19 protein-coding genes and 1 tRNA gene are annotated in these 15857 nt (G+C 64.7%); 13 read left to right on the top strand and 7 right to left on the bottom strand.

Annotated elements, in window-relative coordinates; all coding sequences use genetic code 11:
- The first annotated feature begins 134 nt into the window (after positions 1–134).
- Positions 135–1370: a peptidase T gene (gene pepT, locus BLV97_RS01845; protein WP_035840143.1), complete on the top strand. Its 1236-nt coding sequence runs from the start codon at positions 135–137 to the stop codon at positions 1368–1370.
- A gap of 188 nt (positions 1371–1558) precedes the next feature.
- Here the strand turns inward: pepT and BLV97_RS01840 are convergent, their stop codons facing one another.
- From BLV97_RS01840 to BLV97_RS01825, 4 genes are all read right to left on the bottom strand, one after another.
- Entirely contained in the window at positions 1559–2770 is a 1212-nt protein-coding gene (locus BLV97_RS01840; protein ID WP_035840140.1) for an NADP-dependent isocitrate dehydrogenase, read from the bottom strand.
- A 140-nt stretch (positions 2771–2910) separates the two neighbouring features.
- Positions 2911–3501 (bottom strand): HD domain-containing protein, encoded by a 591-nt coding sequence (locus BLV97_RS01835; RefSeq protein ID WP_035840138.1) that lies wholly within the window; start codon positions 3499–3501, stop codon positions 2911–2913.
- The gene (locus BLV97_RS01830; protein ID WP_035840136.1) at positions 3498–3722 is read right to left on the bottom strand and encodes a hypothetical protein; all 225 of its coding nucleotides are present in this window, start codon (positions 3720–3722) and stop codon (positions 3498–3500) included. Before BLV97_RS01830 ends, BLV97_RS01835 begins: the two co-directional genes overlap by 4 nt.
- A gap of 2 nt (positions 3723–3724) precedes the next feature.
- Positions 3725–4384 carry an alpha/beta hydrolase gene (locus BLV97_RS01825; protein WP_035840133.1) on the bottom strand — a complete coding sequence of 220 codons (660 nt, stop codon included), beginning with the start codon at positions 4382–4384 and terminating at the stop codon, positions 3725–3727.
- 159 nt (positions 4385–4543) lie between these two features.
- On the opposite strand from BLV97_RS01825, the gene iscR reads away from it, so the two are divergent.
- From iscR to BLV97_RS01780, 9 genes are all read left to right on the top strand, one after another.
- On the top strand, positions 4544–5005 hold the full coding sequence (gene iscR, locus BLV97_RS01820) for a Fe-S cluster assembly transcriptional regulator IscR (RefSeq protein WP_035840130.1): 462 nt from the start codon (positions 4544–4546) through the stop codon (positions 5003–5005).
- Between the two features lie 55 nt (positions 5006–5060).
- Positions 5061–6122, top strand: a complete 1062-nt coding sequence (locus BLV97_RS01815) for a cysteine desulfurase family protein (RefSeq protein ID WP_035840127.1) — start codon at positions 5061–5063, stop codon at positions 6120–6122.
- Between the two features lie 39 nt (positions 6123–6161).
- A complete protein-coding gene (gene sufB, locus BLV97_RS01810) occupies positions 6162–7691 on the top strand; it encodes a Fe-S cluster assembly protein SufB (RefSeq protein ID WP_035840124.1) in 1530 nt (509 codons plus the stop codon).
- Positions 7688–7867 carry a hypothetical protein gene (locus tag BLV97_RS01805; protein ID WP_035840122.1) on the top strand — a complete coding sequence of 60 codons (180 nt, stop codon included), beginning with the start codon at positions 7688–7690 and terminating at the stop codon, positions 7865–7867. Before sufB ends, BLV97_RS01805 begins: the two co-directional genes overlap by 4 nt.
- Before the next feature lie 84 nt (positions 7868–7951).
- A complete protein-coding gene (gene sufC, locus BLV97_RS01800; RefSeq protein ID WP_035840119.1) occupies positions 7952–8707 on the top strand; it encodes a Fe-S cluster assembly ATPase SufC in 756 nt (251 codons plus the stop codon).
- Entirely contained in the window at positions 8707–10002 is a 1296-nt protein-coding gene (sufD, locus tag BLV97_RS01795; protein WP_035840109.1) for a Fe-S cluster assembly protein SufD, read from the top strand. Before sufC ends, sufD begins: the two co-directional genes overlap by 1 nt.
- A gap of 25 nt (positions 10003–10027) precedes the next feature.
- Entirely contained in the window at positions 10028–10531 is a 504-nt protein-coding gene (locus tag BLV97_RS01790; protein ID WP_035840107.1) for a YIP1 family protein, read from the top strand.
- The gene (locus tag BLV97_RS01785; RefSeq protein ID WP_035840104.1) at positions 10528–11121 is read left to right on the top strand and encodes a Yip1 family protein; all 594 of its coding nucleotides are present in this window, start codon (positions 10528–10530) and stop codon (positions 11119–11121) included. The genes BLV97_RS01790 and BLV97_RS01785 overlap by 4 nt, the downstream gene beginning before the upstream one ends.
- Positions 11121–12341 (top strand): cysteine desulfurase, encoded by a 1221-nt coding sequence (locus tag BLV97_RS01780; RefSeq protein WP_035840099.1) that lies wholly within the window; start codon positions 11121–11123, stop codon positions 12339–12341. The genes BLV97_RS01785 and BLV97_RS01780 overlap by 1 nt, the downstream gene beginning before the upstream one ends.
- 54 nt (positions 12342–12395) lie before the next feature.
- On the opposite strand, the gene BLV97_RS01775 is transcribed toward BLV97_RS01780, so the two are convergent.
- Positions 12396–13121, bottom strand: coding sequence for a YoaK family protein (locus BLV97_RS01775; RefSeq protein WP_035840096.1), 726 nt, complete (start codon positions 13119–13121; stop codon positions 12396–12398).
- A gap of 316 nt (positions 13122–13437) precedes the next feature.
- On the opposite strand from BLV97_RS01775, the gene BLV97_RS01770 reads away from it, so the two are divergent.
- A tRNA-Arg gene (locus BLV97_RS01770) sits at positions 13438–13514 on the top strand.
- Positions 13515–13617: 103 nt separating this feature from the next.
- Positions 13618–14679, top strand: coding sequence for a tyrosine-type recombinase/integrase (locus BLV97_RS01765; RefSeq protein WP_035840094.1), 1062 nt, complete (start codon positions 13618–13620; stop codon positions 14677–14679).
- Positions 14680–14715: 36 nt separating this feature from the next.
- Here the strand turns inward: BLV97_RS01765 and BLV97_RS01760 are convergent, their stop codons facing one another.
- Positions 14716–14988: a helix-turn-helix domain-containing protein gene (locus tag BLV97_RS01760; RefSeq protein ID WP_035840088.1), complete on the bottom strand. Its 273-nt coding sequence runs from the start codon at positions 14986–14988 to the stop codon at positions 14716–14718.
- 59 nt (positions 14989–15047) lie between these two features.
- A complete protein-coding gene (locus BLV97_RS01755) occupies positions 15048–15239 on the bottom strand; it encodes a hypothetical protein (RefSeq protein WP_035840087.1) in 192 nt (63 codons plus the stop codon).
- Between the two features lie 318 nt (positions 15240–15557).
- Here BLV97_RS01755 and BLV97_RS01750 point away from each other — a divergent pair, with 318 nt between their 5' ends.
- Positions 15558–15836, top strand: coding sequence for a hypothetical protein (locus BLV97_RS01750; protein ID WP_143037480.1), 279 nt, complete (start codon positions 15558–15560; stop codon positions 15834–15836).
- The last annotated feature ends 21 nt before the right edge of the window (positions 15837–15857 follow it).

Below are 15857 nucleotides of genomic sequence, written 5' to 3'. Positions count from 1 at the left end.
TACAGGCAAAAGCGCCGCTTGGCCAGAGGGCATCACTGCGTCTTTGCGCCCCGTGCCCGCGGCTGTGGCCCGGCGGCCTTGACACGGCCGCGTCGGGGCGCCCTTCATCGGCCGGTGAAACAGGAGGTGGCCCCATGGCGGAGACATTCGACGCGGAACTGCAAGATCGGCTGATGCGCTACGCGGCGGTCGAGACGCAAAGCGACGCCGACAGCCCCGGCGCGCCCTCGACCGAGGTGCAGCTCGACCTGCTGCGGATGCTGGAGCGCGAGTTGACGGCGATCGGCGCGGCCGAGGTGGAGTTGACCGATTACGGCGTTGTGCTGGCCACCATTCCCGGTACCGCGCCGGGGCCGACGATCGGCCTTCTGGCCCATGTCGACACCGCGCCGCAATTCACCGCCCGCGGTGTGCGTCCGCGTGTCATCCAGGGCTGGAACGGTGACGATATCACCTTCCCCGACGCCCCCGATCTGGTGCTGTCGCCCACCGATTTCCCCTATCTGGCGCAGAAGACGGGGCATGACATCATCACCGCCTCGGGCACCACGCTGCTGGGTGCCGACGACAAGGCCGGGGTCGCGATCATCATGACCGCCGCGCGCCATCTGATCCAGACCCCCGAAATCCCGCACGGCCCGATCCGCATCGCCTTCACCCCCGACGAAGAGATCGGCCGCGGCGTCGGCAAGGATCTGCCGCGCGACCTGAAGGCCGATTTCGCCTATACGTTCGATGGCGGCGCGGTCGGCGAGATCGAATACGAGACATTCTCGGCCGATGCGGCCGAGGTGACTATCGAGGGCGTGTCGATCCATCCGGGCTATGCCACGGGCAAGCTGGTGAACGCGATCCACCTTGCATCGAAAATCGTCCAGACCCTGCCGCAGGCGACGCTGACGCCGGAAACCACCGCGGGGCGCGCGGGCTTCCTGCATGCGACCGAGATGTTCGGCGATGCCGCCCGGATGACCCTGCGCCTCATCCTGCGCGATTTCGAACGCGCCGGGCTGGAGGCCAAGGGTCGGCTTCTGCGCGAAGTCTGCGCGGCGGTGCAGTCGACCGAACCGCGCGCCAAGATCACCTGCGAGATTCGTCCCCAGTACCGCAACATGCGCTATTGGCTGGAGCATGACATGACCCCGGTGACCCTGGCGCAGGGGGCCGCGCGCGAGATCGGGGTCGAGCCCGTCTCGAAGCCGATCCGTGGCGGCACCGACGGCTCTCGGCTGACCGAATTCGGCGTGCCCTGTCCGAATCTCTTCACCGGAATGCAGAACATCCACGGCCCGCTGGAATGGATCTCGGTCCAGGACATGGCGCGCGCCAGAGACCTGGCTCTGGCACTGGTGCGGCGCGCGGTGGGCTGAAGTCGCGGCGGGGGTTTCACACCCCCGCACCCCCGTGGAGTATTTTCGCCAAGATGAAGCAGCGACAGGGCCCGGTCTTGCCCTTCATCTTGGTCCAAATACTCCGGGGGTGCGGGGGCAGAGCCCCCGCGAAATTGAAAAAGGCGGGGATCATCCCCGCCTTTCCCGTTCGTGCCATCTTCGTCGGCTCAGGCCAGTGCCTTGTTCAGGTATTCATCGACCTTTTCCAGATAACCCATCGTGGTCAGCCACTTCTGGTCCGGCCCCACCAGCAGCGCCAGGTCCTTGGTCATGAAGCCGTCCTCGACGGTCTGGACGCAGACCTTTTCCAGCGTCTCGGCGAAGTTCAGCAGTGCCGCGTTGTCGTCGAGCTTGGCACGGTGCTTCAGCCCCCCGGTCCAGGCGAAGATCGATGCGATCGAGTTGGTCGAGGTCTCCTTGCCCAGCTGGTGCTGGCGGTAGTGGCGGGTGACGGTGCCGTGGGCGGCTTCGGCCTCGACGGTCTTGCCGTCCGGCGTCATCAGCACCGAGGTCATCAGCCCGAGCGAGCCGAAGCCCTGTGCCACGGTATCGGATTGCACGTCGCCGTCGTAGTTCTTGCACGCCCAGACATAGCCGCCCGACCATTTCAGCGCGCTTGCCACCATGTCGTCGATCAGCCGGTGCTCGTAATGGATGCCGGCGGCCTTGAACTTGTCGGCGAATTCTTCCTCGTAGACCTTCTGGAACAGGTCCTTGAAGCGGCCGTCATAGGCCTTGAGGATGGTGTTCTTGGTCGACAGGTACACCGGCCAACCCTTGACCAGGCCGTAATTCATGCTGGCGCGGGCGAAGTCGATGATCGACTGGTCGAGGTTGTACATCCCCATCGCGACACCGGACGAGGGCGCGTCGAAGACCTCGCGCTCGATCACCGTGCCGTCCTCGCCGACGAATTTCATCGTCAGCTTGCCCTTGCCGGGGAACAGGAAGTCGGTGGCGCGGTACTGGTCGCCGAAGGCGTGGCGGCCGACGACGATCGGCTGGGTCCAGCCCGGCACCAGGCGCGGCACGTTGCGGCAGATGATCGGCTCGCGGAAGATCACCCCGCCCAGGATATTGCGAATCGTGCCGTTGGGGCTGCGATACATGCGCTTGAGGCCGAATTCCTCGACCCGGGCCTCGTCGGGGGTGATGGTGGCGCATTTCACGCCGACGCCGTATTGCTTGATCGCCTCGGCCGCGTCCACGGTGATCTGGTCATCGGTCGCGTCGCGGGATTCGATGCCCAGATCGTAATATTTCAGATCGATGTCGAGATAGGGCAGGATCAACTTCTTCTTGATGAAGTCCCAGATGATCCGGGTCATCTCGTCGCCGTCAAGCTCGACGACCGGGTTGGCTACCTTGATCTTGGACATGGGGCCCTCTTGTTTGTGGATTCGCTTGCGCCGGGTCATAGCCTATTCCCCGCTTGAGGGGAAGGCGGTATGCGGTGGTATACCGTAATGGGCGCCGGTTCCCGACCCGGCCGCCGATCCAGGCGCGATTCGGCCCGCGATCAGGCGTCCGGGAAGAAGGCGCGCAGGCGGGTCTGCAGCCAGTCCCAGATTGCCGGGGCGCCGCGGGCGACCTTGTGGCCGACGCGCGATTGCAGCTGCGGCCAGGTGACCTGATATTCGGTCCAGCTGCCGCCGCCGGAGGCCAGGTTCATCAGCACCGGCTGCACCCGGTCGAGGGATTTGGCAAATACCGCGTCGGGGGTCTCGTTGGCTTCGAATTCGCGCCACAGCGCCAGCAGCGCCGCGCCCTGGTCGCCGGGCAGCAGGCCGAAGATGCGGCACGCGGCGGCGTCCTCGGCGGCCTGAACCTCGGCCGAGCCATGGGCGGCACCCTGCGCGGCATGGATCGGCACGTCGCCGACGTCGATCTCGACCAGATCGTGGATCAGCAGCATCCGGATCACCCGGTCGATGCGCACGCCGGGGCCCGCCTGATCGGCGAGCGCCAGCGCGTAAAGCGCCAGATGCCAGGAATGTTCGGCGGAATTCTCGCGCCGCGAGCCGTCGGAAATTGGCGTCGCGCGGGTGATGCGCTTCAGCCGGTCGGCCTCGTCCAGAAAGGCGAACTGGGCCTCCAGCCGGGTGCTCATTCGCGCGTGGACGCCTTGGCCAGTTCGGCCTCGATGAACTGGCGCGCGCGGCGTTCGGCCAGCCGCAGCCGCATCGAGGTGTTGAAGGCTTCTTCCAGCGTGGTCGAGGACGTGCCGATCACCTTGGCCACCTTTTCGTGGAAGCGGTCGTCGCCGGTGGCCTCGATCGCCTTGACCGCCTCGGCGGACAGCGCCTCGGCGATGTCGTCGATCAGCGCCATCGTCAGCGCGTCCCCTCGGTCAGGCGGCGCTTCACATAGGTGGTGACATGGTCGATCATCGGCTTCATGTGGGCTTCTTCGTCCTTGAAGAAGTGGTCCGCGCCCTCGATCTCGGTATGGGTGATGGTGATGCCCTTCTGCTCATGCAGCTTGGATACCAGCGTGCGGGTATCCTTTGGCGGCGCCACCCGGTCGTTCAGGCCGTTGATGATCAGGCCCGAAGCCGGGCAGGGGGCGAGGAAGGTGAAATCGTACATGTTCGCGGGCGGCGCGACCGAGATGAAGCCGGTGATCTCTGGTCGGCGCATGAGCAGTTGCATCCCGATCCAGGCGCCGAAGGAAAAACCCGCCACCCAGCAATGCTTGGCGTTCTGGTTCATCGACTGCAGATAATCGAGCGCCGAGGCGGCATCGGACAATTCGCCCACGCCCTGATCATATTCGCCCTGGCTGCGCCCGACGCCGCGGAAGTTGAATCGCAGCACGGTGAAGCCCATGTTGTAAAAGGCGTAATGGAGGTTGTAGACGACCTTGTTGTTCATCGTGCCGCCGAATTGCGGGTGCGGATGCAGCACGATGGCGATCGGGGCGTCTTTTTCCTTCTGGGGATGGTAGCGACCTTCGAGCCGGCCTTCGGGTCCGGGAAAAATCACTTCGGGCATGGGAGCAGCCTGCTTTCCTTACGCCGGGGCCGGGGCTTTCTTGACGCAATCCCGCGGTGACCCTAATAACCGTTGCACCCTGCGACCGGGGCCGAAGGGGTGGAACCCGAGTTAAGGTTGCGGGCGCCGTTCGTCAATGTCTTTGGCAGGGGAAGGCCGATGAAACTCTCGACCAAGGGGCGCTACGCGATGGTGGCGCTTGCGGATCTGGCGATCGCGAAGCCGGACGAGCTTGTCTCGCTGGCCGCGATCTCGAAGCGTCAGGACATATCGCTGCCCTATCTGGAGCAGCTTTTCGTCAAGCTGCGCCGCGCGGGTCTGGTAGAATCGGTGCGCGGGCCCGGCGGTGGCTATCGGCTGTCGCGGCCGGCCGCCGAGATCCGGGTGAGCGAGGTTCTGGAGGCCGTGGACGAGACGGTAAGCGCGATGCAGGCGGGCGCGGGGGCCTCGGGGGGGCTTTCGGGGACGCGGGCGCAATCGCTGACCAACCGGCTGTGGGAGGGGCTTTCGGCGCATGTCTATGTGTTCCTGCACCAGACCCGGCTGTCGGATGTGATCCGCAACGAGATGCGGCCCTGTCCGGCGGTGCCGGCGCTGTTCTCGGTGGTGGACGAGGATTGATCGGGCGAGGCCGGGGGGCCAGCCCCCCGGAGCCCCCCGGAGTATTTTCGCCAAGATGAAGGGATCAGGTTTGGCTTCGCGCGTCTATCTGGACTGGAACGCGACCACGCCGCTGCGGCCCGAGGCCAGGGCGGCGATGGCGGCGGCGATGGATGTGGTCGGCAACCCCTCTTCCGTGCATGCCGAGGGGCGTGCGGCCAAGGCGCTGGTCGAGCGCGCGCGGGCGCAGGTGGCCGCCGCGCTGGGAGCCGAGGGGGCGGATATCATCTTTACCTCCAGCGCGACGGAGGCGGCGGCTTTGGCGTTGGCGGGGCGCGGGATCGCCTGCGCGGGCATCGAGCATGACGCGGTGCGCGCCTGGTGCGCCGAGGATCTGGCGGTGGATGCTGAGGGCCGGGTAACGGTGCCAGAGCCCGGGCGCGCCACGCTGCAGATCGCCAATTCCGAGACCGGCGTGGTGCAGGATCTGCCGCAGGGGTTGGCGGTGTCGGACCTGACCCAGGGCTTCGGCAAGCTGCCGCTGGCCTTCAACTGGCTGGGGATCGAGATGGGGCTGGTGTCGGCGCACAAGCTGGGCGGACCCAAGGGGGTGGGCGCGCTGGTGGTGAAGCGCGGCCTTGACGTGGCCGCCCAGCTGCGCGGCGGCGGGCAGGAGATGGGGCGCCGGGCCGGGACCGAGAACATCATCGGCATCGCCGGTTTTGGCGCCGCGGCCGACGCGGCCGCGAAGGACCTTGCGAACGGCGTCTGGGACGAAGTCTCACAAATTAGAAAAATTCTAGAAGAGGTGATTGCCTCTGACGCAAAGACGACTATTATTGTCGGGAAATCTGGGCTACGTCTTCCCAATACCGCCTGCCTGGTGACGCCGGGTTGGAAGGGTGAGACCCAGGTGATGCAGATGGATCTGGCCGGCTTCGCCATATCGGCGGGTTCGGCCTGTTCCTCGGGCAAGGTGCGGGCCAGCCAGGTGCTGCGCGCCATGGGGCTGGAGGAGGGCGCGGCCGCGAGCGCCATCCGAGTCTCGCTCGGGCCCGGGGTGACCGAGGAAGAGGTGCTGCGCTTTGCCGAGGCGTGGCTGGCCCAGAACCGGAAGTTCCGGGCGCGGGCAGGTTGAGGTTCGGGGCCTGAAGCCCCCTGAAGGAATGGAAAAGGAATGAGCGTTTTGGACGAGACCCAGACCGAGGTGCGCGAGGGCGTAGACCGCGAGACGGTGGAAGCCGTCCAGGCAATGGCCGGCAAATACAAGCATGGCTGGGAAACCGAGATCGAGATGGATTTCGCCCCCAAGGGGCTGAACGAGGACATCGTGCGTCTGATCTCGGCCAAGAACGAAGAGCCGGAATGGATGACCGATTGGCGCCTTCAGGCCTTCCGGCGCTGGCAGCAGATGGAAGAGCCCGACTGGGCGATGCTGAAGATCCCGATGATCGACTATCAGGACCAGTATTACTACGCCAAACCCAAGAGCATGCAGGTCAAGCCCAAGAGCCTGGACGAAGTCGATCCCAAGCTGCTGGCGACTTACGAAAAGCTGGGCATCCCGCTGAAGGAGCAGATGATCCTGGCCGGCGTCGAGGGCGCCGACCAGATCCCCGCCGAAGGCCGCAAGGTGGCGGTGGATGCGGTGTTCGATTCGGTTTCGGTCGGCACCACATTCAAGGAAGAGCTGAAGAAGGCCGGCGTGATCTTCATGTCGATTTCGGAGGCGGTGCGCGAACATCCCGATCTGGTGAGGAAATACCTCGGCTCGGTCGTGCCGCAGTCGGACAATTACTTTGCCACGCTCAACAGCGCGGTCTTCTCGGACGGCTCTTTCGTCTACATCCCCGAGGGCGTGCGCTGCCCGATGGAGCTGTCGACCTATTTCCGCATCAACGCCGAGAATACCGGCCAGTTCGAGCGCACCCTGATCATCGCCGAAAAGGGCAGCTATGTCAGCTATCTGGAAGGCTGCACCGCGCCCAAGCGCGATATCGCGCAGCTGCATGCCGCGGTGGTAGAGATCGTGGTGCAGGAAGATGCCGAGGTGAAATACTCGACCGTCCAGAACTGGTATCCGGGCGACGAGGAAGGCCGCGGCGGGATCTACAACTTCGTCACCAAGCGCGCCGATTGCCGTGGCGACCGGGCCAAGGTGATGTGGACCCAGGTGGAAACCGGATCGGCGATCACCTGGAAATATCCCAGCTGCATCCTGCGCGGCGATGAAAGCCAGGGAGAGTTCTACTCGATCGCCATCGCCAACAACATGCAGCAGGCCGATACCGGCACCAAGATGATCCATCTTGGCAAGAACACGCGCTCTCGCATTGTTTCCAAAGGGATTTCGGCTGGAAAGGCCCAGAACACCTACCGTGGTCTGGTGTCGATGCACCCGAAGGCCAAGAACGGGCGCAACTACACCCAGTGCGACAGCCTGCTGATCGGCGACAAATGCGGGGCGCATACGGTGCCCTATATCGAGGTAAAGAACAACTCGAGCCGCGTCGAGCATGAGGCGACGACCTCGAAGGTCGACGACGATCAGCTGTTCTACTGCCGCTCGCGCGGGATGGACGAGGAAGAGGCGGTGGCGCTGGTCGTCAACGGCTTCTGCAAAGAGGTGCTGCAGGCGCTGCCGATGGAATTCGCGATGGAGGCGCAAAGCCTGGTCGCGATCTCGCTGGAGGGGTCCGTCGGGTGAGGGCCGCGTTCTACAAGCTTGGTTTCATTGCGGCTTTCGTTTCTCTCGCGATGATCGGGCTGAAGCAGGCCGGTTGGCTGGATCTGCAGAGTATGCGCTTCTACGCGGTGATGCTGGTGATCGGTCTGATCTGCGGGGCGCTGGTGCGGGGGCTGTTCGGGCGCGTCGAGCGCTAGGCCCGGGCGGCGCCCAAGGTGCCGGAAACAACTTGCCGATGGTGGGCGCCCTGCGTGCCGCTGTCATGATGGAATGAGGAAAAGATGCTGAAGATCAACAACCTGCACGTCAAGCTTGAAGAAGAGGACAAGCAGATCCTGAAAGGGGTCGATCTGGAGGTCGAGCCCGGCAAGGTGCATGCGATCATGGGGCCGAACGGGTCGGGCAAGTCGACGCTGTCCTATGTGCTTTCGGGCCGCGACGGCTACGAGGTGACCGACGGCAGCGCCACGCTCGACGGCGTGGACCTGCTGGAGATGGAGCCAGAGGAGCGCGCCGCCGCGGGGCTGTTCCTGGCGTTCCAGTATCCGGTGGAAATTCCGGGCGTCGGCAACATGACCTTCCTGCGCACCGCGGTGAATGCCCAGCGCAAGGCGCGCGGCCAGGAAGAGATGAGCGCGGGCGAGTTCCTCAAGGTGATCCGCGAGAAGGCCAAGACCCTGAAGATCGACGCAGAGATGCTGAAGCGGCCGGTCAACGTGGGCTTCTCGGGCGGCGAGAAGAAGCGCAACGAGATCCTGCAGATGGCCATGCTGGAACCCAAGATGTGCATCCTGGACGAGACCGACAGCGGCCTGGACGTGGATGCGATGAAACTGGTGGCCGAGGGTGTGAACGCGCTGCGCGCGCCCGATCGCGGTTTCCTGGTCATCACGCATTATCAACGGCTTCTGGACCATATCAAACCCGACGTCGTGCATATCATGGCCGATGGCCGGATCATCAAGACCGGCGGGCCGGAGCTGGCGCTGGAGGTCGAGAACAACGGCTATGCCGGCATCCTGGCGGAGGCGGTCTGATGGCGCAGCCGCAAGCGACGCAGAAGCAAGAGGCGCTGGCGGCGCGGCTGGCCGCGCTGCGCCTGCCGGCCTCGGGCGGCTGGCTTTCGCTGGCGCGCGGTCTGGCCGAGACCCGGCTGAAGGACATGGGCCTGCCGGGGCGGCGTGACGAATACTGGCGCTGGACCAATCCCGCGGCGCTGGTCGCGCCCGAACCGGCCCCCGCCCAGCCCTTCGACGCGCAGGACGAGGCGCCGGCCTTCGACGCCATCGACCGGGTGAAGCTGGTCTTTACCGACGGCGTGTTCGATGCCGAGGCCTCGGACGATCCGGCCCTGGCCGGGGTCGAGGTCACTCGGCTGGCCCAGGCCGGTGCGCACGATGTGCATTGGGCGCATGAGGTCTATGGCGTGCTGGAGGCCGCCGGTCAGAAACCGGTCGAACGTCCGCTGGCGGCGCTCAATTCCGCCTATGCGACGGAGGGGGTGTTGATTCGGGCGACGGCGAAGGCAGCGAAGCCCATTCATCTGATTTATAACCATGAATCAGATAGTTCCGATGTGATCTTGCATCATTGCGTGAAGATCGAGGAGGGCGCCGAATTGACCCTTCTGGAAAGCGGTCCTGCGGCGGCGCGGAGCAACATGGTGCTGGAGGTTCTGGTCGCCGATGGCGCCGGTTTCCACCATGTCCGCACCCAGGGCCGCGATCATGACCGTCAGGCCGCGACCCATCTGTTCGCCCGTCTGGGCGACGGCAGCCGGTTCAAGAGCTTCACCCTGACGGCCAACGGCGTGATGACCCGCAACGAGGCGGTGGTGGAACTGCTGGGCGACGACGCGGTGGCGCATCTGGCCGGTGCGGCGATGGGGGATGGCGATTTCCATCAGGACGACACGGTGTTCGTGACCCACGACGCCGAGCGCTGCGAAAGCCGCCAGGTGTTCAAGAAGGTGCTGCGCAACGGCGCCGTCGGGGTGTTCCAGGGCAAGATCCTGGTCAAGCCCGGCGCGCAGAAGACCGACGGCTATCAGATCAGCCAGTCGCTGCTTCTGGACGAGGACAGCCAGTTCCTGGCCAAGCCCGAGCTGGAGATCTACGCCGACGACGTGAGCTGTTCGCACGGCTCGACCTCGGGCGCGATCGACGACACGGCGCTGTTCTACCTGCGCTCGCGCGGGGTGCCGGAACGGGCGGCGCAATCGCTTCTGGTGCTGGCCTTCCTGGCCGAAGCGCTGGAAGAGATCGAGGACGAGGCCATCGCAGAGGACATCCGCGGCCGGCTGGAAGGCTGGCTGAACCGCCGGATGGGCTGACCGGACGGGCAGGGGGCGGGCCGCCGTGTCGATCGTGTCGGACATCGCTGAAAGCTACCGCGCGCCGGGCCGGGTTCTGGCGCGCAAGCTGGCGGCGGGGGTGCGCGAGGATCGGGCATTGGCACAGCTGATGCTGGCCTGTTTCCTGATCTTCGTCAGCGAATGGCCTGTGCTTGCGCGGGCCGCGCATCTGGACAATTCGGTCAGCTTCGACCAGCGGCTGGGCGGTGCGCTGATGGCCACGCTTTTCATCCTGCCGCCGCTGGCTTATGGGGGGGCTGCGATTGCCCATCTGGCGGCGCGGGCGCTGGGGGGACGCGGCGGCTGGTACGGGGCGCGGCTGGCGCTGTTCTGGTCGATGCTGGCGATCAGCCCGTTGATGCTGCTGAACGGGCTGGTTGCGGGGATCATTGGGCCGGGGGTGGCGGCAAGGGCCCTGGGCTGGGTGGTCGCGGCGGCCTTCGCCTGGCTTTGGCTGGGCGGGCTTTGGGTGGTGGAACGCGGAACGGAAGGACGAACGGCGCGATGAGCCTGACCTTTTCGGATTTCTGGGTGTTGTTGCGCGATTCCGTGCTGCGCCCGCGCGCGGTCATGCGGCGTTTCCTGGACGCGCCGGTTTCGCCGGGCTGGCTGTGGCAGGCGCTGATCTTGCTGGCGATCGTCGCGGGCATGCTGGCCTGGGGGGAATTCGTCACCGGGCCCCGCGGCAGCCTGCCTTTCGATCCCGCGCAGCTTCCCGGGCCCGCGGTCATGGCTGCGATGCAGTTCGGGCTGCTTGCGGTGCTGGTGCCGGTGACCCATCTGGCGGGGCGGCTGTTTGGCGGGCAGGGTACGCCGATCGGCGCGCTGAAGCTGGTGGTCTGGTGGCAGGCCCTGACCATGGTGCTGCAGACGGCCGAGTTGCTGCTGATCCTGGCGTTCCCCTTCCTGGGGCTGCTGGCGGTCATCGCCACCTTCGCGGCGATTTTCTGGACCCTGAGCAATGGCGTCGCCGAACTGCACGGCTTCAGGTCGCTGGGCTTGGTACTTCTGGGCATCATCGGCACCGGGGTGGTGCTGATCCTGTTTGCCTCCTTCATCCTGTCGGCGTTCGGCGTCGCCCCAATGGGAGCTGTGTGATGTACGATCTGGCCAAGATCCGATCCGATTTCCCGATCCTCGCGCGCGAGGTGAACGGCAAGCCGCTGGTCTATCTCGACAACGGCGCCTCGGCGCAAAAGCCGAAGGCCGTGATCGACGCGGTGACCCAGGGCTATGCGCTGGAATATGCCAACGTTCACAGGGGGCTGCATTATCTGTCGAATCTGGCGACCGACAAGTACGAGGCCGTGCGCGGCACCATCGCGCGCTTCCTGAACGCAGCCCACGAGGAAGAGATCGTCTTTGCCTCGGGCTCGACCGAGGCGATCAATCTGGTGTCTTACGGCTGGGCCGCGCCGCGGCTGCAGCCGGGCGACGAGATCGTGCTGTCGGTGATGGAGCATCACGCCAACATCGTGCCCTGGCATTTCCTGCGCGAACGCCAGGGGGTGGTGCTGAAATGGGTCGATGTCGATGTGAACGGCGATCTTGACCCGCAGGCGGTGCTGGACGCGATCGGGCCGAAGACCCGGCTGATCGCGATCACCCACATGTCGAACGTGCTGGGCACCAAGGTCGATATCAAGACGATCTGCGCGGGCGCCCGGGCAAAGGGCGTTCCGGTGCTGGTCGACGGCAGCCAGGGCGCGGTACACGGCCCCGTCGACGTGCAGGATCTGGGCTGCGATTTCTACGCCATCACCGGGCACAAGCTGTATGGTCCCTCGGGCTCTGGCGCGATCTACATCCGGGCCGAGCGTCAGGCCGAGATGCGCCCCTTCCTGGGCGGCGGCGACATGATCCGCGAGGTCACGAAGGATGCCGTCAGCTACGCCGACCCGCCGATGAAGTTCGAGGCCGGAACGCCCGCGATCGTGCAGCAGATCGGGCTGGGGGTGGCGCTGGAATATCTGATGGATCTGGGGATGGAGAACGTCGCGGCGCATGAACGCGATCTGCGCGATTATGCGCGCGCGCGCCTCGACGGGCTGAACTGGCTGAACGTGCAGGGAAATTCGGCGACCAAGGGGGCGATCTTCTCGTTCACGCTGGACGGGGCGGCACATGCGCATGACATCTCGACCGTGCTTGACAAGAAGGGGGTGGCGGTGCGCGCCGGCCACCATTGCGCCCAGCCGTTGATGGAGCATCTGGGCGTGACGGCGACCTGCCGCGCCTCCTTCGGCCTTTACAACACCCGCCAGGAGGTCGATGCGCTGATCGAGGCGCTGGAGCTGTGCCACGAGTTGTTCGGCTAGCAGGCTGAAGCCACGCCCTGCGTCCTTGGCGCGGGCCGGGCGGCAAGGGGCGCCTCAGCCGCGCGGATCGGCCAGGTGCGCCGCCCGCGCGCGACGCGCATCGGGCAGGGCCAGCGCGGTCAGCACCAGCGCGATCAGCAAGAACAGCCCCCCACCGATCCAGCCATAGATCAGCACGCCGCCGATGCCTCCGACCAGAAAGGCCACAATCGTCGCCAGATGCAGGATCAGCCGGTCGCGCACCACGCCGCGGCCGGACTGGCTGCGCGCATTGCCCAGCAAGATCGCCAGTTCCACCCCGATATCGGTGGCGGTGCCGGTGACATGCGTGGTGCGCACCCGCGCGTCCGAAATCCGCGTTGTCGCCGCGTTCTGCAGCCCCATCACGAAGGCCACCCCCACCAGCACCAGCGGATCGGACCGGATCGCCGGCAGGCCGATGTCGGCCAGCGCGATCAGCGCCAGCAGCCCGGCTTCGGCCAGGATCGAATAGGCGTAGATGCCGCTGATCCCCCGCCTGCGGCCGACCTCGATCAGCAGCGCCGAGGCGAAGGCGCCCGAGATGAAGGCGATGACCAGGCTGACCGCCCAGAAGGCCAGCCGCAGATCGCCCAGCGCCAGATGGTCCGACAACGCCGAGACATTGCCGGTCATGTTACCCGAGAACAGCCCCAGCGACCGGAACCCCGCCGCGTTGATCGCCCCGGCCAGCAGCGACAGCGAGGCGGCAAGGCGCAGATCGACAGAGACGGTACGGGCTGTGCCGGTATGGATCAGCATGGGCGGCTCCGGTCTGGTGCGGGGGGCTTGGCGCGTCAGCATCAGGGTTAGGCCTGCGCCGCGCGCAATGCAATCGCGACGCGGGTGCGTGGATTTATCCGTTGCGGCCTTGCGGCTGTGCCGCTATAGACGCGCGCAGGCAACCATGGCCGGGCCGGCCGGGCCGGTGCGCCGCGTCGGCGGATGTCGCGGGGCAGGCGATGATGGAGGAGGGTGGAAGAGGCCAGGAGAACGAGGATTCGCGAGGCCTTCGTTCTTGCTTTTATACTCGCACGCAGTTTACGGAAGCGCTGTGCAAACAGTCGCGACCCGGTAAGCACCCGTAGCTCAGCTGGATAGAGCGCTGCCCTCCGAAGGCAGAGGCCATAGGTTCGAATCCTATCGGGTGCGCCATAATCTTTCTCTAAAATCATCAGCTTACCATAGCGCTTTGGGATCTGGCGCTTTGCGCTTATCCTGTTTGGGACAGATTTGGGACAACGGGGCGGGTTGAGACATGGCCTCAATCACCAAGCGCGGAGACGGTCAGTGGCAGGTGAAGATTCGCCGCAAGGGCTGGCCTGCGCAGTCCGCAACCTTCGCCACCAAGAAACGTGCACAGGATTGGGCACACCGTACCGAGAGCGAGATGGCTGCCGGTCACTTCGTTGATCATTCCGCCGGTCAGCGTACGACTCTCGGAGAGCTCGTTAGTCTCTATCTGAAGGATGTCACGGAGAAGCGGCCAGGTGAGCAGTCGCGCATAGCAGAGCGTTCACGGCTGGAGCGGTTCTTGCGTGAGGAGGCGGCGCTCTGCGCCCACGCCGTTGCCAACCTGACACCGGAACAGTTCGAGGCTTATCGTGACCGGCGCTTGGCGCAGACCAATCGCATGGGCAAGCTGATCGCGCCTGGCACGGTCAAACGCGAGCTCACGCTGCTCAAGCGCGTCATCGACTATCGCAAGCGGCGGCTCGGTCTGCTGGTCAATCCGGTCAATACCGAGGACGTGCCACGGCCTGTCGTTAATGACGAGAGGGACGTTCGGCTCACCGCCGAGGAAATCGCAAAGCTGCTCGATGCCTGCGGGGATGCCCGTAATCCGTGGCTGCGACCGCTGGTCGAGCTGGGCTTTGAAACCGGCGGGCGGCGCGGCAGTCTGCTCGGGCTACTCTGGCAGGACGTTGATCTTCCTGGCAGGGCTGTGACTTTTCGTGGGGTGAAGAACAGCCGCAATCCGGAGAAGGTGATTGATCACTCCGTGCCGTTGTCGCCCCGTGCCATCGAGATACTGCAGCAGCTTCCGCGCAGTGTTGATGGCAGGGTTTTTCCCCTCACGCCTAATGCATTCCGGCAGGCGTTTGGTCGTGCCCGCAAGAAGGCGGGGCTGGAGCACTTCCGGTTTCATGATACGCGCCATGAGCGCGTGTCGAGCCTCTTCGAGGCAGGCTGGTCGGATACGGCGGTGATGGCGATGTCAGGGCATCGTGATCCGAAATCCCTCAAACGCTATGCGAACCTTCGTCCCGACCATCTCGCCGATGAGCTTGCGAAGCTGGGTAAAGGGAAGAAGAAATAGCTGACACCGGACAGGCCGCGCTCTTTGGCGGCGCGCCTAGTCCGTCGGGCCTTCGCGGTGGCGTTCTATGAAGCGCTCAAGGTCTTTCACGGCGAAGAATGTCCTGCTGCCGATTTTGGTGACCACCGGCCCCCGGCCTTTATAGACCAGATCACGGAGCGCGCCGCGTGACATCGAGAGCGCAGAAGCTGCCGCTGGATAATCAAGCAACAGCTTGAGCGGGGGAGCCTCGGCATTGGCGCTGATATGGCGGGCGTGGTGGGTCATGACCTGCAGGCTATGGCAGGTGAGCCGCACGATCCTGCGCACAGGCTGGTCATTCAGGTGGCGAGTAAACCCGACGGCCTGTGACGGTCGTCGGGTCGAAGTTACAGACGAGGACCGGCGCTCATGCGCGTTGCGATCGTCCGGCTGATGGTCTCAAGGCTCGCCAGCGCGTCAGTGCGTTCTTGCGAACCCGCATCGCTGCGGACCAGGTCCTGCTGCACACTGGCAAACAGCGCACGCAGTTCCGGCAGGGATTTTCCCTGAAGGGCGGCTTGGGTGAAGATGTTTCTCATCACTCTCTCCTTCGTTCGGAGGCCGTGCCCATCACGGCCTTTCTTGCCGTCCCCGCATCACCATCAGCACGGAAAGGCGCTGATGGGTTGGCCGCATGGACAGGGGAGAGAGTGGTGATGAAAGGGAAAGCCCGCGCCGCTTTACTCGGGAATCACAAGACGGAACTGTCGCTGAATTTTGGTGGTAGTGGCTGGAAGTTGGCTGTCAGCAAGGATTTGCGGAGTTTGCAAATTTGACCCGAGGCGAATTATGGCGATACAATAAAACTATAGGATGTGTACCTATAATTTTTTTATTGATTTTGAGTTGTGACTGCCATGAAGACCGGAAAAGGCTCGTTTGAGCCAAGCGGATTGCTTATTGCCTATAAGCAGCTTGGGACCATCAGTATCGAAGAGCTCGCACATGCGATCGTTGAAGACCTTGGAGCCCTGAAAGACATCTATAACGTCCGGTACGTCACGGCACCGCGATTAAAGATATTTGTCACCAATGAGTATGGCGAAGAGTTAATCGTCCGCCGCCCGGGAGGGGGGCGGATTTTTTACATGGACACCCACCACTTCCGTCCGGCCTGCAAAGATTACGAACTGTAGAAGCAGATCGTCACAGGATGG

The sequence above is a fragment of the Allgaiera indica genome (genome assembly GCF_900106675.1).
Lineage (GTDB): Bacteria > Pseudomonadota > Alphaproteobacteria > Rhodobacterales > Rhodobacteraceae > Acidimangrovimonas > Acidimangrovimonas indica.
Note: the sequence above shows the minus strand (reverse complement) of the source record. Positions and strands in the feature narration are given on the sequence as shown.